19 protein-coding genes are annotated in these 20,425 nt (G+C 71.5%); 10 read left to right on the forward strand and 9 right to left on the reverse strand.

The annotated features are described in order from the left end of the window. The first annotated feature begins 18 nt into the window (after positions 1-18). From ASF45_RS19515 to ASF45_RS19545, 7 genes are read left to right on the forward strand one after another with little or no spacing between them, the layout of a single operon-like run. A complete protein-coding gene (locus ASF45_RS19515; RefSeq protein WP_056666407.1) occupies positions 19-1,869 on the forward strand; it encodes a methanol/ethanol family PQQ-dependent dehydrogenase in 1,851 nt (616 codons plus the stop codon). Between the two features lie 2 nt (positions 1,870-1,871). Continuing rightward, entirely contained in the window at positions 1,872-2,435 is a 564-nt protein-coding gene (locus tag ASF45_RS19520; RefSeq protein ID WP_056666410.1) for a pentapeptide repeat-containing protein, read from the forward strand. 12 nt (positions 2,436-2,447) lie between these two features. Next, positions 2,448-2,891: an azurin gene (gene azu, locus ASF45_RS19525; protein ID WP_056666414.1), complete on the forward strand. Its 444-nt coding sequence runs from the start codon at positions 2,448-2,450 to the stop codon at positions 2,889-2,891. Between the two features lie 4 nt (positions 2,892-2,895). Then, a complete protein-coding gene (locus ASF45_RS19530; RefSeq protein ID WP_056666417.1) occupies positions 2,896-3,282 on the forward strand; it encodes a DUF779 domain-containing protein in 387 nt (128 codons plus the stop codon). A 48-nt stretch (positions 3,283-3,330) separates the two neighbouring features. Next, positions 3,331-4,752, forward strand: coding sequence for a hypothetical protein (locus tag ASF45_RS19535; RefSeq protein WP_056666420.1), 1,422 nt, complete (start codon positions 3,331-3,333; stop codon positions 4,750-4,752). 30 nt (positions 4,753-4,782) lie between these two features. Next, positions 4,783-5,688, forward strand: coding sequence for a CoA transferase (locus ASF45_RS19540; RefSeq protein WP_056666423.1), 906 nt, complete (start codon positions 4,783-4,785; stop codon positions 5,686-5,688). Continuing rightward, positions 5,688-6,191: an HAD family hydrolase gene (locus ASF45_RS19545; protein WP_056666426.1), complete on the forward strand. Its 504-nt coding sequence runs from the start codon at positions 5,688-5,690 to the stop codon at positions 6,189-6,191. Before ASF45_RS19540 ends, ASF45_RS19545 begins: the two co-directional genes overlap by 1 nt. Here ASF45_RS19545 and ASF45_RS19550 read toward each other — a convergent pair. Then, positions 6,158-7,150, reverse strand: a complete 993-nt coding sequence (locus ASF45_RS19550) for a TRAP transporter substrate-binding protein (RefSeq protein ID WP_056667024.1) — start codon at positions 7,148-7,150, stop codon at positions 6,158-6,160. The genes ASF45_RS19545 and ASF45_RS19550 overlap by 34 nt on opposite strands. A 92-nt stretch (positions 7,151-7,242) precedes the next feature. Between ASF45_RS19550 and ASF45_RS19555 the strand changes: the two genes are divergently transcribed. Beyond that, a complete protein-coding gene (locus tag ASF45_RS19555; RefSeq protein WP_056666429.1) occupies positions 7,243-8,133 on the forward strand; it encodes an SMP-30/gluconolactonase/LRE family protein in 891 nt (296 codons plus the stop codon). Between the two features lie 30 nt (positions 8,134-8,163). On the opposite strand, the gene ASF45_RS19560 is transcribed toward ASF45_RS19555, so the two are convergent. The 3 genes from ASF45_RS19560 to ASF45_RS19570 all read right to left on the reverse strand — a co-directional run bounded on the left by ASF45_RS19560 (position 8,164) and on the right by ASF45_RS19570 (position 12,223). Then, on the reverse strand, positions 8,164-9,612 hold the full coding sequence (locus ASF45_RS19560) for a carotenoid oxygenase family protein (protein ID WP_056666431.1): 1,449 nt from the start codon (positions 9,610-9,612) through the stop codon (positions 8,164-8,166). 17 nt (positions 9,613-9,629) lie between these two features. Next, positions 9,630-10,658, reverse strand: a complete 1,029-nt coding sequence (locus tag ASF45_RS19565) for a MerR family transcriptional regulator (protein ID WP_056666434.1) — start codon at positions 10,656-10,658, stop codon at positions 9,630-9,632. Positions 10,659-10,807: 149 nt separating this feature from the next. Continuing rightward, positions 10,808-12,223 carry an MFS transporter gene (locus ASF45_RS19570; RefSeq protein WP_056666437.1) on the reverse strand — a complete coding sequence of 472 codons (1,416 nt, stop codon included), beginning with the start codon at positions 12,221-12,223 and terminating at the stop codon, positions 10,808-10,810. Between the two features lie 70 nt (positions 12,224-12,293). Here ASF45_RS19570 and ASF45_RS19575 point away from each other — a divergent pair, with 70 nt between their 5' ends. Next, the gene (locus ASF45_RS19575) at positions 12,294-12,956 is read left to right on the forward strand and encodes a metalloregulator ArsR/SmtB family transcription factor (protein ID WP_056666439.1); all 663 of its coding nucleotides are present in this window, start codon (positions 12,294-12,296) and stop codon (positions 12,954-12,956) included. Positions 12,957-13,001: 45 nt separating this feature from the next. Here the strand turns inward: ASF45_RS19575 and ASF45_RS19580 are convergent, their stop codons facing one another. Continuing rightward, positions 13,002-13,952 (reverse strand): LysR family transcriptional regulator, encoded by a 951-nt coding sequence (locus ASF45_RS19580; protein WP_056666442.1) that lies wholly within the window; start codon positions 13,950-13,952, stop codon positions 13,002-13,004. Between the two features lie 68 nt (positions 13,953-14,020). Between ASF45_RS19580 and ASF45_RS19585 the strand changes: the two genes are divergently transcribed. After that, positions 14,021-15,448 carry an MFS transporter gene (locus ASF45_RS19585; protein WP_056666445.1) on the forward strand — a complete coding sequence of 476 codons (1,428 nt, stop codon included), beginning with the start codon at positions 14,021-14,023 and terminating at the stop codon, positions 15,446-15,448. 105 nt (positions 15,449-15,553) lie between these two features. On the opposite strand, the gene ASF45_RS19590 is transcribed toward ASF45_RS19585, so the two are convergent. From ASF45_RS19590 to ASF45_RS19605, 4 genes are read right to left on the reverse strand one after another with little or no spacing between them, the layout of a single operon-like run. Continuing rightward, positions 15,554-16,624, reverse strand: a complete 1,071-nt coding sequence (locus tag ASF45_RS19590) for a DUF1513 domain-containing protein (RefSeq protein WP_235580975.1) — start codon at positions 16,622-16,624, stop codon at positions 15,554-15,556. Positions 16,625-16,628: 4 nt separating this feature from the next. Then, positions 16,629-17,708 carry an imelysin family protein gene (locus tag ASF45_RS19595; protein WP_056666448.1) on the reverse strand — a complete coding sequence of 360 codons (1,080 nt, stop codon included), beginning with the start codon at positions 17,706-17,708 and terminating at the stop codon, positions 16,629-16,631. Next, positions 17,708-19,132, reverse strand: a complete 1,425-nt coding sequence (locus tag ASF45_RS19600; RefSeq protein WP_082551138.1) for a di-heme oxidoredictase family protein — start codon at positions 19,130-19,132, stop codon at positions 17,708-17,710. Before ASF45_RS19600 ends, ASF45_RS19595 begins: the two co-directional genes overlap by 1 nt. Further along, complete coding sequence (locus ASF45_RS19605) at positions 19,129-20,319, reverse strand: imelysin family protein (protein ID WP_056666451.1); 1,191 nt, start codon at positions 20,317-20,319, stop codon at positions 19,129-19,131. Before ASF45_RS19605 ends, ASF45_RS19600 begins: the two co-directional genes overlap by 4 nt. Positions 20,320-20,425 lie beyond the last annotated feature (106 nt).

The following is a 20,425-nucleotide window of genomic DNA, read 5'->3' on the forward strand; positions in this document are numbered from 1 at the left end:
CCACCGAGGAGACCATCCATGCACAAGACCACCATCGCCATCGCCGCAGCCCTGCTGCTGGCCACGGCCGCCCACGCGCAGCCCGACAGCCCCACCGTCAGCTGGGACGAGATCGCCAACGACCACGCCAGCACCAAGGACGTGCTGTCCTACGGCATGGGCCTGAAGGGCCAGCGCTTCTCCACGCTCAAGCAGATCGACCGCAGCAACGTGGCCAGGCTCACGCCGGCCTGGAGTTTCTCGTTCGGCGGCGAGAAGCAGCGCGGCCAGGAGACGCAGGCCCTGGTGCACGCGGGCGTGGTCTATGTGACGGCCTCGTACTCGCGCATGTTCGCGCTCGACGCCAAGACCGGCAAACAGCTCTGGGCCTACGAGCACCGCCTGCCCGACGACATCCGCCCCTGCTGCGACGTGGTCAACCGCGGCGCCGCGATCTACGGCGACAAGGTCTACTTCGGCACACTCGATGCACGCGTCGTGGCGCTCAACAAGGACACCGGCAAGGTGGTCTGGAACAAGAAGTTCGGCGACCACAAGGTGGGCTACACCATGACCGGCGCGCCCACGCTCGTGAAGGAGAAGAACGGCCGCGTGCTGCTGATCCACGGCAGCTCGGGTGACGAGTTCGGCGTGGTCGGCTGGCTGTTCGCGCGCGACCCCGAGACCGGCGAGGAGGTCTGGGCGCGTCCGCTGGTCGAAGGCCACCAGGGCCGGCTCGACGGCAAGCCCGGCACGCACACGGGCGACCCCAAGGCACCGTCGTGGCCCGCCGACCCCAAGAGCGCCACGGGCAAGGTCCAGCCCTGGAGCCAGGGCGGCGGCGCGCCGTGGCAGAGCGCGACCTACGACCCCGAGACCAACACCATCGTGATCGGCGCCGGCAACCCCGCGCCCTGGAACGGCAACCTGCGCACGGCGCCCGGCGCCGACGCGTCCAAGTACGACAGCCTGTTCACCTCGGGCCAGGCCTATGTCGATGCGACCACGGGCGAGCTCAAGGGCTTCTTCCAGCACACGCCCAACGACACCTGGGACTTCTCGGGCAACAACGAGATCGTGCTGTTCGACTACAAGGACAAGAACGGCAAGACCATCAAGGCCGGTGCCCATGCCGACCGCAACGGTTTCTTCTTCGTCACCGACGTGAACAAGCTGGCGACCGGCGCGGGCTACCCGAACAAGCCCACGGCGCTGCTGGCGGCCTACCCCTTCGTGGACGGCATCACCTGGGCCAAGGGCTTCGACCTCAAGACGGGCAGGCCGATCGAGAACCCGAACCAGCGGCCCAAGCAGCCGGCCGAGGGCCAGGACAAGGGCGAATCGGTGTTCGTCTCGCCCCCGTTCCTGGGCGGCAAGAACTGGAACCCGATGAGCTACAGCCCCGAGACTGGCCTGTTCTACATCGCGGCCAACCACTGGGGCATGGACTACTGGGCCGAGCACCTGGCCTACAAGCCCGGATCGGCCTACCTGGGCATGGGTTTCCGCATCAAGCGCCTGCACGACGACCATGTGGGCACGCTGCGCGCGCTGGACCCGCAGACCGGCAAGATCGCCTGGGAGAAGAAGGAGGTCTATCCGCTGTGGGCCGGCACGCTGGCCACGGCCGGCGGCCTGGTGGTGACGGGCACCTCGAACGGCTACGTGAAGGTCTTCGACGCGAAGAACGGCGACGAACTCTGGAAGTTCCAGACCGGCTCGGGGATCATCGCGATCCCGACCACCTGGGAGCAGGACGGCGAGCAGTACATCGGCATCGCCTCGGGCTACGGCGGCGCCGTGCCGCTGTGGGGCGGCGACATGGCCGACCTGACCAAGACCGTCACGCAGGGCGGCTCGTTCTGGGTGTTCAAGCTGCCCAAGAGCTGAGCATGCAGCCGCTTCGCATCCTCCTGGGCGCGGCGGCGCTGGCAGCATCCCTGGGTGCTGCAGCGCAGACTGCCGACAAGCCGACCTGCACCCCCGGCCCGCGCGCGCAATGCGCCGGTGCCGACCTGCGCTTCGCCAACCTCGTCGGCAAGGACCTGCAGGGCGCGAACTTCCGCGGTGCGAACCTGGACCGTGCCGACCTGCGCGCGGCCAACCTGGTCGGCGCGGACTTCACCGACGCCAGCGCGCTGGCCGCGCAGTTCGGCAAGGCCTACCTGGCACAAGCGCGCTTCGTGCGCGCCCGGCTGGTCGGCGCGGACTTCGAATCGGCGCGCATGAGCAAGTCCGACTTCATGCAGGCCGACCTGTCGGCCGCCAACCTCTCGGGCGCCTGGTCCATCGGCACCCGCTACGAGGGTGCGCGACTGGACAGCGCCGACGTGCAGGAGACCAAGTTCAGCACGTCGACCTTCCGCAATGCGTCGATGCGCGGCACCAAGCTGCGCTTCGCGGTGTTCTCCGATGTGGATTTCGAGGGCTGCACGGGCTGCCCCGTCGATTGGTAAGAGATGACCCCCATGAAAACCTGCTTCCTCGCATGCGCCGGTGTGCTGCTGGCCGGTGCCGCCCAGGCCAGGACCTGCGCGCTCACCATCGGCTCCACCGACCAGATGCAGTTCGACCAGGCCGAGCTCAAGGTCGCGGCCGACTGCACCACGGTCGAGCTGACGCTCCAGCACACCGGCCAGCTGCCGGCCACGGCCATGGGCCACAACTGGGTGCTGACCGAGACAGCGGCCATGCGCTCGGTGGCGCTGGCCGGCATGAACGCCGGCGTGGCGGCAAACTACGTCAAGCCTGGCGACGAACGCGTCATCGCCGCCACGCCGGTCATCGGTGGCGGCGCGAGCACCAAGATCAGCTTTTCCACTGCCAAGCTCACCAAGGGCGGCGACTACAGCTTCTTCTGCTCCTTCCCCGGCCACTGGTCGGTGATGAAGGGCAAGCTGGTCTTCGGGTGATGCCATGGTGGACCGCGTCACCGCAACGCCGGCCGCGCTGGTGCTGATCGCGCAGCTGCGCACGCGGCACGGCCCGCTGATGTTCCACCAGTCGGGCGGCTGCTGCGACGGCAGCGCGCCCATGTGCTACGGCGCCGGCGAGTTCATCGTGGGCGACTACGACCGGCTGCTCGGCAGCATCGGCGGCATGCCGTTCTACATCAGCGGGCCGCAGTTCGAATACTGGCAGCACACCCAGCTCATCATCGACGTGGTGCCGGGCCGCGGCGGCATGTTCTCGCTGGAGGGACCGACGGGCCAGCGCTTTCTGACGCGTTCGCGGCTGTTCACGGACGCCGAATGGGCCGAACTGCAGGCTACGGAAAGCGCGGGAAAAGCCGATACCGCGTGAACGGGCCGCCATCCGGGCGCCCCGCCCCTACCGAGGTGCCCGACCCGCATGACCACCGTATCCGCCGTCGGCAGCACGCCATGGCCCGCCAGCGCGGCCCTGGCGCGCCAGCCCGTGGCCGAGGCCACCGCCACGCCACCGTCCACCGTGCTGCAACTCGGGCGCAGCGAACCCGCGTCCACGGTCTACGACCGCCCGACCGGCCCGACCCGCAGCTGGGCCAGCGCGCCCGGCGACGCGATCAGCAGCCTGATGCAGCGCAACGCTGCCAACGGCACGGGCAGCCTGGCGTCGCAGTGGCGCGGCCTGGGCGGCGCCCTGCTCACGCGGCTGGCCGAACAAGGCGGCGACTACCGGCAGACGCTGGTGCAGCACGCCAGCGGCGTGGCGGCCAGCGATGCGCTGGCCAGCGCGCGCGACAGCGCCGTGACACTGCAGCTGCGCATCCGCACGCAGTCGGGCGCGACGGTGGAACTGTCCATCGCCGTCCACCGCGGATCGGGCCAGGTCCAGGGCGGCCTGCAGGTCGACATGCGCAGCAGCGGCGCGCTGACCGACGCCGAGCGCCAGGCCCTGGGTGCGCTGGCCGAGGGCTTCGACAAGGCCCTCGCCGGCCTGGGCCGTGCGGACCAGCCGCAGCTGGAGCTGTCCGGCCTGCTGGCCTACGACACCAAGCAGCTGTCATCCATCGAACTCACGGTGCGCAATCCCCGGGCCGACGACCCGCTGCGCAGCTTCAGCCTGCAGGCCAATGCGCGCGAGAAACGCATCGACATGCAGGGCACGGCCGGCGACTTGTCGCTGCGCCTGGACGCCGCCCAGCCGCTGGCAGCCGCGCGCGAGGAGCTGCGCCAGGCCAGCATCGCGCAGTACCTCACGCAGTTCGATGCGGCTGCAGACCGCGGCCACATCGGTGCCGAACTCGTGGAGCAACTGCGCCAGGCTTTCGCGCAGTTGCACGGCGCCAACGATGGCCAGGCGCAGGCGCTGGACGGCACACCACAGGCGGTGCAGAACCAGGTGGCACCGCTGCTCAGCGGACTGGCCGACTTCGAACTGCGCATCGCAGGCGAGTCCAGCAAGACCAACCAGAATGGCTACCTCACCGAGGTCAGCCAGGCCCGCTACGCCGTGGCGCAGCAGACCAACGTGCAGCGCACGAGTGCCACGGGGGACATCACCGTGACGCAGACGCGCAGCGCCGTGCTGCAGGCGCAGTACCTGCGTGCACTCGGCGAGGCCGAGATCGACCTGAAGGGCGGCAACTACCACCGCACCGACATCGACGACCAGAGCCGTGGCACGACCACGGTGGCGACGGCCCACGGCCGGCTCGTGCGCGCCGACGCCCAGCAGGCAGACCGGCAGCTGCTGACCTATGCCAAGCTGCTGAACCACCGCGCCGTGGAGACGCACACCGAGCCGCGTGAGCGACACACACGCGAGGATCTGCTGCCCGGCGTGCGGTAGATTGCGGCCCTTTCGGCCGCCCTCTTCCGCATGACCAGCACCATCACCCGACCCGCCCGTGCGCCGCGCCCTCTGGCCGGCGTGCGCATCCTGAGCCTGGCGCTCAACCTGCCCGGCCCCGCCGCGCTGATGCGCTGCCGCGCCATGGGCGCGACCTGCGTCAAGCTGGAACCGCCCGCGCCCGACGGCGGCCCGGGCGACCCCATGGCCATCTACGCGCCGGGCGCCTACGCCACCCTGCACGACGGCGTGCGCGTGCTGCAGGCCAACCTCAAGCTGGAGGCAGGCCAGAAAGCGCTGCACCGCGAACTGGCGCGCACCGACGTGTTGCTGACCTCGTTCCGGCCCTCGGCACTGGCCAAGCTCGACCTCGGCTGGCGCAAGCTGCACAAGCTCTACCCGCAGCTCTCGCAGGTGGCCATCGTGGGCGCCACCGGCGAACGCGCCGAGGAGCCCGGCCACGACCTGACCTACGTGGCCGAGCACGGCCTGGTCAATGGCCTGGAGCTGCCGCCGACGCTGTATGCCGACATGGGCGGCTCGCTGGCGGCCAGCGAGGCCGTGCTGCAGGCCCAGCTGCTGCGCGCGGCCAAGGGCACGGGCCAGTTCCTCGAAGTGGCGCTGGCCGATGCCGCGGCCTACCTCGCGCTGCCGCGCACCTGGGGCCTCACCACACCGCAGGGCTCGGTCGGTGGTGCGCATGCCGGCTACCGCGTCTACCCCTGCAAGGACGGCCGCGTGGCCGTGGCCGCGCTGGAGCCGCATTTCGCCAAGGCGCTGTGCCTGGCTGCCGGCGTGGCGGACGCTTCGCGCAAGGGCATGCTGGCGCGCTCCACGCACGAGGCCGTGGCGGCCTTCTTCGCCGCGCGCACGCGCAAGCAGCTGGAAAAGCTGGGGCACGAACAGGACATCCCGCTGCACGGTCTGCCGCGCTGATGCTGCGCTGCATCTGCTTCGACTGGGGCGGCACGCTGATGTCCGAGGACGGTCCGCAAGACCGTGCCATGGCGCTGTGGCCGCAGGTCGAGGCGATGCCGGGCGCGCACGCCACGCTGGCCGCACTCGCCGCGCGCTGGCCCTTGCACATCGCGACCAACGCCAGCGTGTCCACGCGGCCGCTGATCGCGCTGGCGTTGGAGCGTGCCGGCCTGCTGCAGCACTTCCAGCACATCTTTTGCTTCACCGAGATCGGCGCACGCAAGGACCAGCCGGTCTTCTGGCAGGCCGTGCAGGCCACCACCGGCGTGCCGCTGCACGAGACCGCGATGGTCGGCGATTCGCTGGAACAGGATGTGCTGGGACCGGCGCGCTTCGGGGTGCGCACGGTCTGGTTCAACGCGGATGGCGCGCGGCCGACGCCGCCGCTGCCAGTGGCCGAGGTGCACGGCCTGGCGGCGTTGGCGCCCTACTTCCTGGCCTTGTCCAGTTCCTCGCGGTAGAGCTTGACCAGCGCCGGGTCATAGCTTGCCGCGAACTTGTCGGCCACCGGTGCCGTCAGCTCGCGCATGCGTGCCAGCACGGGCGCAGGCACGTCGTTGACCTGCATCTTGCCTTCCAGTTCCTTGCGCGCGGCGACCGAGGTGTCGCGGCTCAGCTTGCGCTGGTAGGCGCCAGCTTCGGTGGCGGCGTTCTGCAGAATCTTCTGCTCGGCAGCGCTGAGCTTGTCCCAGAAGCGCTTGCTGACCAGCACCGGGCTCGCGGTGTAGACATGGTTGGTCACGCTGAGGTACTTCTGCACCTCGAACAGCTTGGCGCTCAGCGTGATCGCGAACGGGTTCTCCTGCGCGTCCATGGCCTTGGACTCGAGCGCGCCATACAGCTCGGGGAAGGCCAGGGGCACGGGGTTGGTGCCGAGCGCGGCAAAGCTCTCGATGAACATCGGGTTCGGAATCACGCGGACCTTCAGGCCCTTCAGGTCCTCCACGGTCTGGACCGGCCGGCGGCTGTTGGTGAACTGGCGAAAGCCGGCTTCCCAGAAGCCCAGGCCGACCAGGTTCTTGTCAGGCAGCCGCTGCAGCAACGCCTGGCCGAACGGCCCCTGCAGCAGCGCATCGGCCTGCTCGCCGCGCGTGAACGAGAACGGGATGTCCAGCAGCGTGAACTCCTTGACCGACGCGCCCGTGACCGTGGCCGACAGCACCACCATCTCCTGCACGCCGCCCTGCGTGGCGCTGAACTGCTGCTGCTCACCGCCCAGCGTGCTCGCGGCGAACTCCTTGACCGTGATCTTGCCGCCGCTGCGCGCCGCCACCAGTTCGGCGAACTTCTGCACGCCCATGGACAGATGGTGGCCCTGCGGATTGACGTGGCCGAACTTGATCACGCGTTCCTGGATGTCCTGGGCCGTGGCTGCCGCGCTGGCAGCGAGCAACAGGATGGACGCCATGTGCTTGCTCATCTTCAAAACCGTCTCCTCCCAAAGTCTGGCGGCGATTCTAGGCGGCAGAATTGAATGTCTTTCAGATCAGAAAATAGTTTCCAGGAGATTCCATGCAAACAAGCGATGGCGTGCGCTGCGTCGTACCAAGCAGCGACGTGCTCGGCGAAACCCCGCTGTGGTGCGAGCAGACCCAGAGCCTGCTGTGGCTGGACATCGAGCAGGCGCGGCTGCAGCGCTTCCATCCGGCCAGCGGTCGGCACGACGTCTGGCAGTTCGACGAGCGCTACCTGGGCACGCTGGCGCTGCTGCGGCGCCCGGGCCGCGTGCTGCTGGGCGTCGACCTCGCGCTGGAGACCTTCGATCTCGGCACGGGCGCGCGCGAGACGCTGTGCCAGGTCGAACCCGTGGGCATGGACAACCGTCTCAACGACGGGCGCTGCGACAGCCGCGGGCGTCTGTGGGTCGGCACCATGGACAACCAGCTCTCCCGCGGCAACGGAGGCTTTTACCGTGTGGACCCGGACGGCCGCGTGCACCGCCAGTTCGGCGACGTGGTCGTGTCCAACACAGTGGCGCTGTCGCCGTCGGAGGACACCCTGTACTTTTCCGACACCCGCCGCTACACGACCTGGCGCTTCGGGCTGGACGTGGGCGCCGGCACGCTGGGGCCGCGCGAGGTCTTCGTCGACTACAGCGCCCAGCGCGACCGGCCCGATGGCGCCTGCGTCGACAGCCAGGGCTACGTGTGGAACGCCATCTTCGCGGGCGGCCGCGTGGTGCGCTACGCGCCCGATGGCACGGTGGACCGCGTGCTCACGCTGCCCGTCAGCAACCCGACCTGCGTGTGCTTCGGCGGCCCGGACCTGCGCACCCTGTTCATCACCACCGCACGGCGCTTTCTCACGCGCGCGCAGTTGCGCGCCGAGCCGTGGGCGGGCGCGCTGCTCGCCATCGATGTCGGTGTGGCCGGCCTGGCCGAGCGGCGCTTCGGGCTGGATTGAGACCCACCCAGGGCCTGGCCCCGATGCAGCTCAGGTGTTCGGCCGCCAGTTGCCGTGGAAGCCGAATGGCACCCGGTGCGGCAGGTGGGCGGTGCCCAGCGGCCCTGCCGTGATGTCCATGGCGTCGAGGACCAGCAGGTCGCTGCGGTTGTGCTGGCCGCGCCACGCCACGGCCAGCAACCAGCCATCGCCTTCGCCGGCCTGTGCGGACCGGGGCACGAAGACCGGCTCGGAGACGACGTCGCCCGCGGGCAGCGTGTAGGTTTGCCGCTGGCCCGTCGAGAAGTCGAAGCGCGCGAGGCTGTCGAACAACACGCTTTGCGCGTCGTCCCGCGCACGCGGGCTCGCGTGGCAGGTGTAGAAGCCGTAGCGGTTGCGCAGGCCGGTGTAGCGCTCGTCGATGCGTGGAAACTCCGCGACCAGATCGTCCAGGTACGCGCGCTGAAAGTGCGGCGAGCCGCTCGCCAAGTCGAACGTCCACCGGCACAGGCGGGCGGCCATGGCCCCGGGGTCGCCGGGCCTGCCTTGCGCATCGGGCAGGCCCGGTGCGACCTCGGCCTGCATCACGTAGGCGACCACGGTGTCGCCGTTGTCGCCCGCATCCCAGGCATTCATCACATGGAACACGTGGCAGGCCGGCGCCTCGAACCAGCGCAGCGTATCGGTCGATTGGCCGCGCCGCATCACCCCGACATGGGTGCGCTTGCCCGGCTCCCAGGCCAGCAGCGGCTGGCCGCGCATGGCCCGCTCCACGCTGGTGGTCAGCGGCATCACGGGGAACAGCACGTGCCGGCGTGTCAGCATGAAGTCGTGCGCCATGCTGGCGTACGGCGCGTCGAACGACTGGACCTGCTGCACGGCACAGTCCTTGTCCATCACGCCGTAGAGCATGCCGGGCGTGCCGGGGCCCTCGGGCGAATAGGCGAAGAAATGCAATTCCCCCGTGGCGGCATCGACCTTGGGGTGTGCGGTGCACCGGCTGGCCAGTTGGCCGCCGAAGCTCTGGTGCCCTTTCGACGCCAGCGTGAGGCCGTCCAGCTCGAACGGCTGGTGCGATTCTTCCAGTGCAAACAAGCGCCCGCCGTGCCACAGCACGTTGGTGTTGGCCGTGCCGCTGTTGTGCCCCAGCGCGGCGGGGTCGCTGGTCGCGGGGTTGCCGAAGGAGCCGAACAGCGCGCGGCCGGCCTGGTGCTCCAGTTGCCACTTGGGCGTGCGGGCCCAGCGGTTGCGGTAGGCGACCTGTCCCTTGTCGAGAAAGAAGGCGTGGACCATGCCGTCGCCGCTGAACCAGTGGTACTGGTCGTCACGCGGGTCGTGCTGCGGATTGGGGCCGACCCGGTAGAGGGCGCCGGACAGCTGCGCGGGAATCTGGCCCGTCACCGCGAGCGCGGACAACTCGAGCTCCTCGCGCAAGGGCGCAAAGTTGCCGCTGTAGAAATGCCGGGTGTTGCGTGGCAGCGTGGATGGCGCCGAATGCATGGCTGCGTCCTGGTGGGTCACGGGGTGGCGATCGGCATGGCTGCGGCGACGTAGGCCGCGAGCGCCGCGTCGATGCCCGAGCCGCGGCGCAGCGCGGGCGTGTTCTGCAATGCGGTCTGCAACTTGGCCTGCAGCCGGGCGTCACCACCGGCCTTGGCCAGGGCCAGTGCCTGCCACCGCAGCGCGAGCGGTCGCATGGCCTCGCTGTCCGGCGCCAGGCCACGCAGCATGCAGTCCCGCACGGCGCGGATCAGCGGCGGCCAGGCGTCGGTGTGCCGGACATAGTGCTGCTGCAGCACGGCCATCTCATCGGCACTGCAGCACGCCGCGTAGAGTCGCAGGCGGCCACAGGCCATCGCATGCGAGATGAACTGCATGCCGGCCTGGCCCACGCCCGTGAGCGACTGCCGCGCCGGCTCGTTCCAGTGCATGGCGTGCAGGTCCATGAGCAGGCCTTCGTCGCCATCGGCCTCTTGCAGAAGCAGGTCGATCCATTCGCTGGCCAGTGCCATCGCCTGCGCGCCGTCGGGCCGGGCACCGGCGAGCACCAGGGCCTGCAGGCGTGCCGTCAGCCCGGCTTTGGCGCGCCGACGGGCATCCGCTGCGGCGCCGTCCTGCGCGTTCAACCTGGCGAGTCCGTCGCCACTGAAGTACTTCGCGCCGGCGACCATGCTTTCCAGCGCCACCAGCCATTGGTCCACGGTCGGCTCCGTGCTGTTGTGCAACTGGGCCTGCAGCCCTGCGAGAACGCCGCGCAACGCCGTCGCCTGCTGGATCTGGCGTTCCAGCGCGGCCAGTTGCTGGTCCACCAGATCGCCCAGCCCGCCGCCATCGCGCTCCAGCAACGTGGCGATGTCGCCCAGGGAAACATCCAGGCGCCGCAGCGACTGCATGCGGACCAGCCGCGCGATGTCGTCACGGCCGTACAGCCGGTATCCGTTGTGCGCCCGCGCCGAGGGTTGCAACAGACCGATGTCGTCGTAATGACGCAATGCGCGCACGGTCAGGCCCGTGCGCCGCACCAACTCGCCAATCTTCAACTGCATGCCGCCCTCTTTTTCTCGATGGAAGGCACCGTAGAGCCTGCCGCCACGAGAGGGTCAAGCGGCATCGAGGGACGGATGCAGGCCGCAGAACCGGGCGCAGACGGCCCCTGCGCACCCCACGTGGCGCTTGCGGCGCCTTGCCGGCACCCTCAGGCGGTGAGCCGCCGCGCCAGCCACGCCGCCGCAGCGGGCGCCAGCGCAAAGCTGGCAAACAGCCAGACCGCGGCCGACTGCCCGCCCGCCATGCCGCCCGGCGCCGTGAGCCCTGCCGCGTTGGCGACCAGGCCGGCAACGGCCGCACCGATGGCCATGCCGTACAGCTGCACCGTGGTGATGGCGGCCGAGGCCAGGCCGCCCTCGCCGGCCGGGGCCAGGCGCAGCACACGCGTGAGCAGGTGCGGCCAGCCGACGCCCACGCCGGCACCCACGCCGGCCAGCGCGAGGCCGCACAGCAGCATGTGCAGGCCCCCGCCCACGCCCGCAGGCATCAACACGGACAAGCCCAGCAGGCCGATGGTGCACAGCACCGGGCCGGCGCGCAAAAGCCACTCTGCCTGCGCCGCCGCGCGGCCCGAGGACAGCAGCGAACCCGCGCTCCAGCCAGCCGCCATCGCCGCCGTCAGGTAGCCGGCCGCCAACGGCGTATAGCCGTGCAGGGTCTGCAGGAAGTACGGCACGTAGATCTCGGTCGTGGTGCCGACCAGCAGCAGCGCCACGCAAGCGTAGACCGCACCCAGTGGCGAGGCCAGCGCCGTCGCGCCCTGCGGCAGCAGGCGCACGGCCGCGCGCCGGTCCAGTGCGATGGCGGCCGCGCCGAGCGCCAGGCCCAGCAGCACGCCCGCACCCTGCCAGGCCAGCTGCGGCGACAGGCTGGCCGCTGCGACGGCCAGCACCGAAGCCGCCAGCAGCGCGATCTGGCGCACGGCGACGGCAGGCTTGCCACCGGCCGCGCCATGGCCACGCAGCTGCACCGCCACCAGCGCGGCCTGCAGTGCCGACACCGGCAGCAGCGTCCAGAACGCCCAGCGCCAGTGCCCGGCCTGCGCGAACAGCCCGCCCACGGCCGGCCCGCACAGCGTGGCCACGCCCCACATGCCCGAGACCAGCGCCACGGCACGCGGCCACAGCGGCGGCGCGAACACCACGCGGATCAGCGCGTAGCTCAGCGCGGCCAGCATGCCGCCGCCCAGGCCCTGCACGCTGCGCCCGGCCAGCATCCAGGGCATGGACAGCGCGCCTGCACAGACGGCCGAGCCGACCGCGAACACCGCGAGCGCCGCCAGGCAGGCGCCGCGCGGTCCGCGCGCGGCCAGCAGCCGCACCGACACGGCCGCACCGACGATGGAGGCCACGACGAACAGCGTGGTGTTCCAGGCGTACCAGTCGAGTCCGCCGATGTCCTGCACGACCGAGGGCAGCACGGTGGTCACGATGTGCACGTTGATGGCGTGCAGGGCCACGCCGCCGGTCAGCGCGACGGCCAGCAGGCCGTTGCGCCCGCGCAGCAGATCGCCCCAGGAGGCGGTGGCGGAAGACGAGGCGGGGGAAGAAGCGACAGCGGACATGGGGGTTCTCGACAGCGCGGCAGGTGCGCCTTATTATCAAAGTAGTTGTTTGGATATTAACCCGAGCCCCATGACTTCCACAAGCAATGACTTGGATAACCAGGTTGCCGCATCGGCGGCCGAGCGCATGCTGTTCCAGGTCAAGACGCGCGGCCCGGTCTCCACGGCGCAACTGGCGCACGCGTTGGACATGACGGCCGAGGCCGCACGCCAGCAGGTGCACAAGCTGCTGGCGGCCGGCCTCGTCGCCGGCCAGCAGGAGGCGGCCGCGGGCGTGGGCCGGCCGCGCCAGAACTGGGTGCTGACCGAGGCCGGCCACCGCCGCTTTCCGGACACGCACGCGCAGCTCAGCGTGCAACTGATCGGCTCCATCCGCCAGCTGTTCGGCGAGGCCGGGCTGGACCGCCTGATCGCGCAGCGCGAGGACGAGGCGCGCGCGGCGTACCAGCGCGCCTGTACCGGCAAGACGCCGGGCAAGCGGTTGGAGCAACTGGCCTCAGTGCGCAGCGCGGAGGGCTACATGGCGCGCGTGGAACGCCAGGCCGACGGCGCCTGGCTGCTGGTCGAGGACCACTGCCCGATCTGCGCCGCGGCGCGCAGCTGCCAGGGCTTTTGCCGCTCGGAGCTGCAGCTGTTCCAGGAGATCGTCGGGCCTGGCGCAAGCGTCACGCGTGAGCAGCACCTGTTGGCGGGCGCGTCGCGCTGCGTGTACCGCGTCACGCCGCAGCGCTGACGCCGGCGCGCCCCGCCAGCACCCGGGAGGCCGCCACGCAGGCGCCTATGCGGCGGGCAGGGCTGGCCGTCCCAGGTCCGGCAGCACGGCTGGCACCGTCACGGGCGCCCGCAGCACCTGTCCCAGGCACGCCCGCAGCCAGGCGTGGGCCGGGTCGCTCGCGTGGCGGCGGTGCCAGAGCATGCGCACGGGCTGCGGCGGCAGTGCCAGCGGCAGCGCGAAGGTCTGCAGTTGCAGCGGACCGGCCAGGCTGCGCGCCATGCGCTCGCTGACGCAGGCCACGAGGTCGGACTGGGCAGCGGCCAGCAGCGCTGAGTAGCTGTTGGGCACGGCCAGTTCCACGCGGCGTTGCAGGCCGCGCTCGGCCAGGGCCTGGTCCGCCACCGACCGCTCGCCAGGCCGCAGCACCACGTCCACATGCCGGGCCGCGGCCCAGCGCCGCGCCGTGAGCCGCGCGGCCAGCAGCGGGTGGCCTGCGCGCGCGGCACCCAGCAGGGGCTGCTGCGACACCACGCGCTCCTCGGTCTCGCCGTCGACGCCCAGGCCGGTGCCGATGTCCACGTCGATGCGGCCTTCGCGCAGCGCCATGGCATCCACGTAGGTGGCGGGCAGGATCTGCAGGCTGGCCTGTGGCATGCGCGCCTGCAGGGCCTGCAGCCAGGGCGCGCCGAATACCACGGCGTAGCCCTCGGGCGCGCGCACGACAAAGCTGCGCGTGCGCTCGGCCCACTGCGCGGCATCGGCGTTGGCGCGCAGCGCCTGGGCTTCGCCCAGCAGGCGCCGCACGGGCTCGGCCAGGGCCTGGGCGCGCGCCGTCGGCACCATGGCGCGACCAGCCCGCACGAGGATGGGGTCGCCGAACACCTCGCGGATGCGGGCCAGCGCATGGCTCATGGCGGGCGTGCTCAGGTGCACACGCTCGGCCGCGGCGGTCACGCTGCCGGTGGTCAGCAGCGCATCCAGCGCGGCCAGCAGGTTCAGGTCGTAGGTTTTCATCTCATGCAATCCACGCTTGAATCGATTGCACTGTACAGAACTCTGGGCGCCCCGCAGACTTGCCCGCCATGACCACTTCGCCCTCTCCCCGCCTGCCCTTCGCCATGCTGATGCTGCTGCTCGCGCTCGGCGCGCTGGACCAGACCATCCTGGCCACCGCCGCGCCCGTGATGGCGCGCGAACTCGCCGGCAGCTGGCCGATCGCCTGGGTGTTCTCCGCCTACCTGCTGGCCGCCACCGTGGTCATCACGCTGTATGGCCGGCTGGCCGATGTGCGTGGCTGCAAGCCGATTCTGCTGCTCGCACTGGGGCTGTTCCTGCTCGGCTCGCTGGCCTGCGCCCTGGCCGCCGACCTGCGCCAGGTGGTGCTGGCGCGCGCGCTGCAGGGTGCCGGCGGCGGCGGCCTCATGACGCTGTGCATGCTGGCGGTCACCGAACTGTTCCCGGTCGAGGAGCAAGGCGTGCGCAAATCCCTGCTCGGCGCGGCCTACGGCGTGGCCACGGTGTTCGGTCCGCTGGCGGGCAGCTGGCTGGTGCAGGCCTTGTCCTGGCACTGGGCTTTTCTGGTCAACGTGCCATTGGGCGCGCTGGCCTGGGCGGTGCTGGCGCGCACCCTGCCCGCAGCGCCACCGGCTCGGGCCACCGACGGGCCAGCTTCGATCGACTACGCCGGTGCGTTGCTGCTGGCCTTGGCGCTGGCGGCGCTGCTGCTGGCCACCCAGCATGCGCGCCTGGGTCTGCCGGCCTGGGTCACGGCCGGTCTGCTTGCGGTTCTGGGCGCCACGTGCACGTTGGGATTCCTGTGGCGCCAGCACCGGGCCAGGCAGCCGCTGCTGCCGCTGTCCCTGTTCGCGCACAAGGCCTACGCGGCGGCCAGCCTGCTGGCGGTGGCCTCGGGCGTGGCGCTCTACGCGGCCGTGGCCTTCGTGCCGCAGTACCTGCAGACCGGGCTGCAGTTGGCGCCCACGCGCGCGGCCTGGCACCTGGCGCCGCTGATGGCCGGGTTGACGGTGGCCGCCATCGCCAGCGGGCGGCTGCTGCGCGCGCGGTGGCCCGCGGCGCGGCTGGCGCGGCTGGCCAGCGCGGCCATGCTGCTCGCATTCGGGCTGCTGGCCGCCGCCGTGCGCTGGTGGCCCCAGCAGCCGCTGGCCTTGTCGGCGGCGCTGGCGCCGCTGGGCGCGGGCCTGGGCGCGATGTTCCCGGTCGTCACCATGGTCGCGCAGCGCACGGCGCCGGCCCGGCACACCGGCGTGGCCACGGCCGTGCCGGTCATGCTGCGCAGCCTGGGCGGGGCCTTCGGTGTTGCGCTGCTGGCCCTGCTGCTGAGCCACGACGTGACGGCCCAGATGCGGGCGCTGCACGGCGCGGCCGAGGCCTTCGCGCACGGACTGCAGCAGGTGTTCGGCGGTGGCATGGCGGCCGCGCTGCTGGCGTTGGGCGCCAGCGGCTGGCTGCCGGGCCGGCCCCAGGCCGCTGCAGCGCCGGCCGACGCCTGATGCGTCAGGGGCCGCGAAGACGTCGATCGCGACTGGCCGGAGCATCACGGCGCACGCCAGCAGTCACGCGACCCCGCGCGTCGCGCGCGCTGCGTTCACCGCGTCTCAAGCCAGGCGCAGCCAGTGGTTGTCCAGCCGCAGCGCCGGCACCGGCCGCGTGGCGACGGTGCCGGCCTCGGTCACCAGCGCCTCCTCGCGCCCGCCGGCCCAGAGGCGGCCGGTGTCGGCGGCCAACGCGCAGGCCTCGGCCAGCGCCGTGAAGCCCTGCCAGCGGCCGTCGGCGCCCCAGCGCGCGAAGCCGTCGACCTTGGGCGTGCTGACGGCGAAGCCGCCGTTGGCCCAGGCGATGTCGCCGCCATAACCGCCCAGCGGCCGCAGCGCCGCGGCGGTGCGCAGCGCCTGGCCGTCGAACAGGGCCAGCAGCGGCGCGGACTGCCTGGCGGCCGCGTCGCCGTGCTCGGCCTGCAGCGCGATACCGAGCAGGCGGCCGTCCTGGCCGCCCCAGGCGATGTGGCGCAGGCTCAGGCGCGCATCGGGCAGGCGCCACTGGCCCCGCACGGCGCCATCGCGCGTGTCCAGCCGCACGAGCGAGGCGTCCATGCGTTCCAGGCCGATCTTGAGGCGACCGGTCTCGGGCAGCGTGGGGATGCCGCCGTTGGCCACCACGAGGCTGCCATCGGCGTCGAGCAGCAGCTCGTGCGGGTCCATTCCGCGCGTGGGCCATTCGGCGGTCTTCTCCAGCGTGGCCGCGTCGCGCACGCCGACCAGGCCGGCGCCCGTTTCCAGGTCGGTCTCGGTGGTGTACAGGCGCCGGCCGTCGCGGCTGGCGATCACATGGCCGTTGAAGGCGCGGTCCGGCTCGATCCAGGCGGTCTGTGGATCGGCCTCGCCGGGTTTCCAGCGCAGCAGCCAGTCGCCCGGGCGGCGCGCCACGGCCAGCACCGTGCCGCCCGCCTCGGCCAGCAGGCCGTGGGCGCGCGTGGGCACGTCGAGCGCGCGGGCCACGACCAGTGCGTCGGCCTGGGCGGCCAGCAGGCCGATCTGGTAGCGCGCGGCCTCGGCCGTGTCCTGCGGTTCGCATTGCCAGGCGGCGAGCAGGCGCGGCGTGGCCGCGGACCAGACCGGCGCGGCCAGTGCGGCGGCGGCCAGCGCCAGGCAATGGCGGCGTGTCAGCATGGCCTCAGTCTCCATCGGCATCGGAGAAGCCGATCCGGATGTTGAGCGCCGGCGCCAGTTCGGCCTCGGCGAGCTGCTTGAGCCCGGCCACGGCCTTGGACGCGGCCTGCACGCTGGCCGGCGCATCGGGCCGCGCAGCGGCCATGGCGTCGTCGACCTTGCGCACGGTGGCGGCCCAGCGGTCGGCCAGCGGGTTCAGGCCGCGGCCGCGCATGTAGGTCTCCAGCGCCACGAGGTCCTGGCCCGGCTGCGGGACGCTGTCGTCGGGTGCCACGGCCAGCGTGCGCAGGCCCTGCCATTGCGCGGACCAGGCTTCGCGCGCGAGGCCGCTGGCGGCACGCGGGTAAGCCGGCGGCTTGCCCTTGGGCGCGCTCCTGAGCGGCTTGTCCATGAACGGCCAGCGCAGGCGCTCCACGCCACCCACCCACTGGTTCACAAGCTCGGACATGGCGACGGCGGCGGCCTCGTTGGCGTCCTCGTCGTCGGGGTCGGGCTGGGCGTCGGCCAGGGCCGTGAAGGCCTGGGCCAAAGTCTGCGCCTCGGCCAGCACGTTCTCGGCCAGCAGTTGGGCGTAGCGGCAGCCTGGCGTGCCGGGCGCGGAAGGCTGCGTCCAGAGCAGCCATTCGAGCGCCGGCAGGCCCTTGGCCGGCGTGCCGATGCGCTCCAGCGCGGCAGCGTCCTGCGGCGCCTGCGCGATGGCCCGGCGGATCAGCTCGGGCCGCGTGGGCGCGAAATCGATCTGGCGCAGCGTGCGCCGCTGCAGCAGCGGGCCGACCGACACCGAGGACAGCCGGCCCAGCGCGAGCGCGGCCTCGCTCCAGGCGCTGCGCGACGCGGCCAGCGCGGCGCCGTCGCCAGCCGCTGCCGCACACTGGGCCGACAGCGCGGCCACAAGCGCCTGCGCGCGCTGCTGGAAGTCCTGCGCGCGCGGCGCGAACCAGCGGCGCCAGGCCCCCTGCATGAAGTCCGGCGGGCCGTAGAACGGCAGCGCCACGTTGCCCGGCACATGCTGGGCCGCGGCCGGCAACGCCAGTGCCACCAGGGCGCCCAGCAGCAGGCGCCTGCGCGCCACATCGCGATGCATCACAGCGACTCCACGAACTTGGCCAGCGCCGCGCGCTCCTCGGCCGTGAATCGGAGCACAGCGTCGCGGCTGGCCTGGGCCTCGCCGCCGTGCCACAGCACGGCCTCGAGCACGCCGTTGGCGCGGCCATCGTGCAGCAGCCGGGTGTGGCCGTTGACGTCCTGGATCAGGCCGATGCCCCACAGCGGCGGCGTGCGCCACTGGCGGCCGTTGGCCTGGAAGTCGGGCCGGCCGTCCGCCAGGCCCTCGCCCATGTCGTGCAACAGCAGGTCGGTGTAGGGATGGATGGTCTGGCCCGACAGCGCCTTGCTGGTCAGCCGCGGGAACGGGCCCTCGGCCGTGGTGTAGCTGGGGCGGTGGCAGACCGCGCACTGTGCCTGCGCGAAGAGCTGCTGGCCGCGCAGCACCTGCGGATCATCGGCGTTGCGCCGGGCCGGCGGTGCCAGCGTGGCGGTGTAGAACACGACGTCCTCGAAGGTCTTGTCGTCGACCTCGGGTTGCTTGCCCTGCGCACCGCGCGGCGCAGCCAGGCAGTCCTTCTGCTTCGGCATGCAGGTCTCGTCGGGGAACAGGCTGGAGGTGATGCCCATGTCGCCATGGAAGGCGCCGGCCGTCTGGTGCGCCACCGTGGCCACGTTGGCCTTCCAGCCGAAGCGGCCCAGCATCGTCTTCTGGGAGGGCTGGTCCCAGACCTCGTTGACCTGGCCGCGGATGGGCCCGCCGGCGGCGGCCTGGGCGCGGGCGTTGCCGCGGATCGCGTCCTCGGGGATGGCCTCGAGCAGGCCCATGCCGATCACCTGCGGCGCGAGCCGCGGGCTGACCATCACATCCTTGGCCATGGGGCCGTAGTGCAGGCCCTTGAAGCCGTAGACAGGCTTTTGCAGCGTATAGCGCGTGCCATCGGCGAAGCGGCCGTGGACGGGCTCGTAGCGGATCGTGATGCTGCCCTCGGGCTGGACGCCGTTCACCGCGAAGTTGGAGAACTGGTCGCCATAGACCGGGTCGGGCAAGGGCCCACCCACCTTGTCCTGGCCCGGCACCGACAGGCGCAGCAGCAGGCCCACGGGCTGGTCCGACAGGCCCTTCGTGAAGTCCGGTGGCTGGCCGCGCCCGTCCTGCGTGTGGCAGCCACCGCAGGAACGGGCGATGAAGTGGGGGCCCAGGCCGTCGCGTGCCTTGGTCGAGGCCGGCGCCTGCACCCAGTTGCGCTTGAAGAAGGAATTGCCGATCACGAAGCGCGTGCGCTCCGGATCGCTCAGGTTGGCAGCGGGAAACGAGAAGGCGTTCTGGCCGGTGGCGTAGACCGTGGTGGCACCACCGACAGCGACATCGTCGGCCGGCGCCGGGTCGCTGGCGGCCCAGGCCAGGCCCAGCGACGCCAGGGAAATGCCGGCCGCTGCGCCCGCAATGCGACGAGGGTTCAAGGTTGCACCAGCGTGAGTTTGGTGATGCCCAGCGCGCTGGCCGCTTCCACGATGTCCTTGGACTGCTGGGTCAGGCTGTCGATGGTGGCCTGGATCCTGGCGCGGCCCGGGTTGCCGACCTTGATGGCCTGGTCGAACGGCGCGGGAATCGCCTCGGCCGCGGCCACGGAGGTGGCGATCTGCCGGCTCGTCTTCTCGGCCACGGCGGCGTCGCGCGCGGCCACCAGGTCGCGCAGGCCGGGGCCTTGCACCTGGCTGCCGTCGCGGCGCTTGAACTGGCCGAGCCAGACGTTCAGGATGCCGGTCGCGTTGGCCACGGCATCGCGGTGGGTGTTGTCGGAGAAGCAGGAGTGCTCGTCCTCCTGGTCCTGGCTGGCCAGGGCCACTTCGAGCCGCTCGCCGGCCAGTTCGCCGCGCGACAGCGAGCCCAGGCCCACGAGCATCTTGCGCACCGACTCCATGCCGCCGCGCTCGAAACGCGCGCGGTAGTTCTTGGCCTGGTTCGGCGCCCAGGCGCGGGCCACGGAGCGCAGGTCGTCCACGAGCAGCTCGGTCACCACGCGCAGGTACTGGCGGCGGCGGTCGGCGTTGGGCTTGCCGCCGTCGACGAAGTCGGTGTAGGGCCGGTTGCCCGGGCCGGACTCCGACAGATCCTGGCCCCAGAGCAGGAACTCGATCGCGTGCCAGCCGGTCGCGATGTTCTCCTCGCCGTCGCGCTCGTTGAGCGAGGACAGCTGCTTCTTGCTGATCTGCAGCTTGCGGTTGTTGATGATGCCGGCGTCGGGCGCGTCGACCACGTAGTCCACGTAGGACTCGTCCATGGGCCAGGCGTTGATGCGGCCTTCGGGCCCGTCGTCGCTGTCGATCGGGCCGCCGTAGAAGCGGAAGGCCTCGGTCTGGCCGTAGAACTCGCGAGCGTCCAGCCAGGCCTTGCGCGCGGCGTCCAGGCCTGGCTGGGAGGGCTTGTCGAGGAAGGCGTGGATGGCGGTCTGCAGCGCCTGCGCTGCAGCCAGCGCGTCCTCATAGGCCGCGCTGACGAGCACGGCGTGGTGGCGCACGGCAGGGGCGATGTCGGCCGCGACGGCCTTGTTGGCGGCGGCGGGTTTGGCGGCGGTGTTCTGGGCCCAGGCGGGCGCACAGGCCGCGGCGGTGGCGGCCAGGAGCCAGGCGATGGTGGAGTGCTTCAAGGCAGTGCTTCTCGGAGTTGCGGCGAGAGCCCATTCTAGATGCGAGTGATTATCAAGTTGACAGCTCCGATGGCCGGATGACAGCCAGCCGACGGGTCGCATCGGA

Source organism: Pseudorhodoferax sp. Leaf265 (assembly GCF_001422365.1).
Taxonomy (GTDB): domain Bacteria; phylum Pseudomonadota; class Gammaproteobacteria; order Burkholderiales; family Burkholderiaceae_C; genus Pseudorhodoferax.

Bases quoted from the DNA above. Each gene is read 5' to 3' on its own strand.
- ASF45_RS19550 (WP_056667024.1), bottom strand. From the start codon at position 7,150: ATGAGCAAGCACATGGCGTCCATCCTGTTGCTCGCTGCCAGCGCGGCA.
- ASF45_RS19575 (WP_056666439.1), top strand. From the start codon at position 12,294: ATGACTTCCACAAGCAATGACTTGGATAACCAGGTTGCCGCATCGGCG.
- ASF45_RS19595 (WP_056666448.1), bottom strand. From the start codon at position 17,708: ATGCATCGCGATGTGGCGCGCAGGCGCCTGCTGCTGGGCGCCCTGGTG.
- ASF45_RS19540 (WP_056666423.1), top strand. From the start codon at position 4,783: ATGACCAGCACCATCACCCGACCCGCCCGTGCGCCGCGCCCTCTGGCC.
- ASF45_RS19580 (WP_056666442.1), bottom strand. From the start codon at position 13,952: ATGAAAACCTACGACCTGAACCTGCTGGCCGCGCTGGATGCGCTGCTG.
- ASF45_RS19535 (WP_056666420.1), top strand. From the start codon at position 3,331: ATGACCACCGTATCCGCCGTCGGCAGCACGCCATGGCCCGCCAGCGCG.
- ASF45_RS19520 (WP_056666410.1), top strand. From the start codon at position 1,872: ATGCAGCCGCTTCGCATCCTCCTGGGCGCGGCGGCGCTGGCAGCATCC.
- ASF45_RS19530 (WP_056666417.1), top strand. From the start codon at position 2,896: ATGGTGGACCGCGTCACCGCAACGCCGGCCGCGCTGGTGCTGATCGCG.
- ASF45_RS19515 (WP_056666407.1), top strand. From the start codon at position 19: ATGCACAAGACCACCATCGCCATCGCCGCAGCCCTGCTGCTGGCCACG.
- azu (WP_056666414.1), top strand. From the start codon at position 2,448: ATGAAAACCTGCTTCCTCGCATGCGCCGGTGTGCTGCTGGCCGGTGCC.
- ASF45_RS19570 (WP_056666437.1), bottom strand. From the start codon at position 12,223: ATGTCCGCTGTCGCTTCTTCCCCCGCCTCGTCTTCCGCCACCGCCTCC.
- ASF45_RS19560 (WP_056666431.1), bottom strand. From the start codon at position 9,612: ATGCATTCGGCGCCATCCACGCTGCCACGCAACACCCGGCATTTCTAC.
- ASF45_RS19585 (WP_056666445.1), top strand. From the start codon at position 14,021: ATGACCACTTCGCCCTCTCCCCGCCTGCCCTTCGCCATGCTGATGCTG.
- ASF45_RS19565 (WP_056666434.1), bottom strand. From the start codon at position 10,658: ATGCAGTTGAAGATTGGCGAGTTGGTGCGGCGCACGGGCCTGACCGTG.
- ASF45_RS19555 (WP_056666429.1), top strand. From the start codon at position 7,243: ATGCAAACAAGCGATGGCGTGCGCTGCGTCGTACCAAGCAGCGACGTG.
- ASF45_RS19590 (WP_235580975.1), bottom strand. From the start codon at position 16,624: ATGCTGACACGCCGCCATTGCCTGGCGCTGGCCGCCGCCGCACTGGCC.
- ASF45_RS19545 (WP_056666426.1), top strand. From the start codon at position 5,688: ATGCTGCGCTGCATCTGCTTCGACTGGGGCGGCACGCTGATGTCCGAG.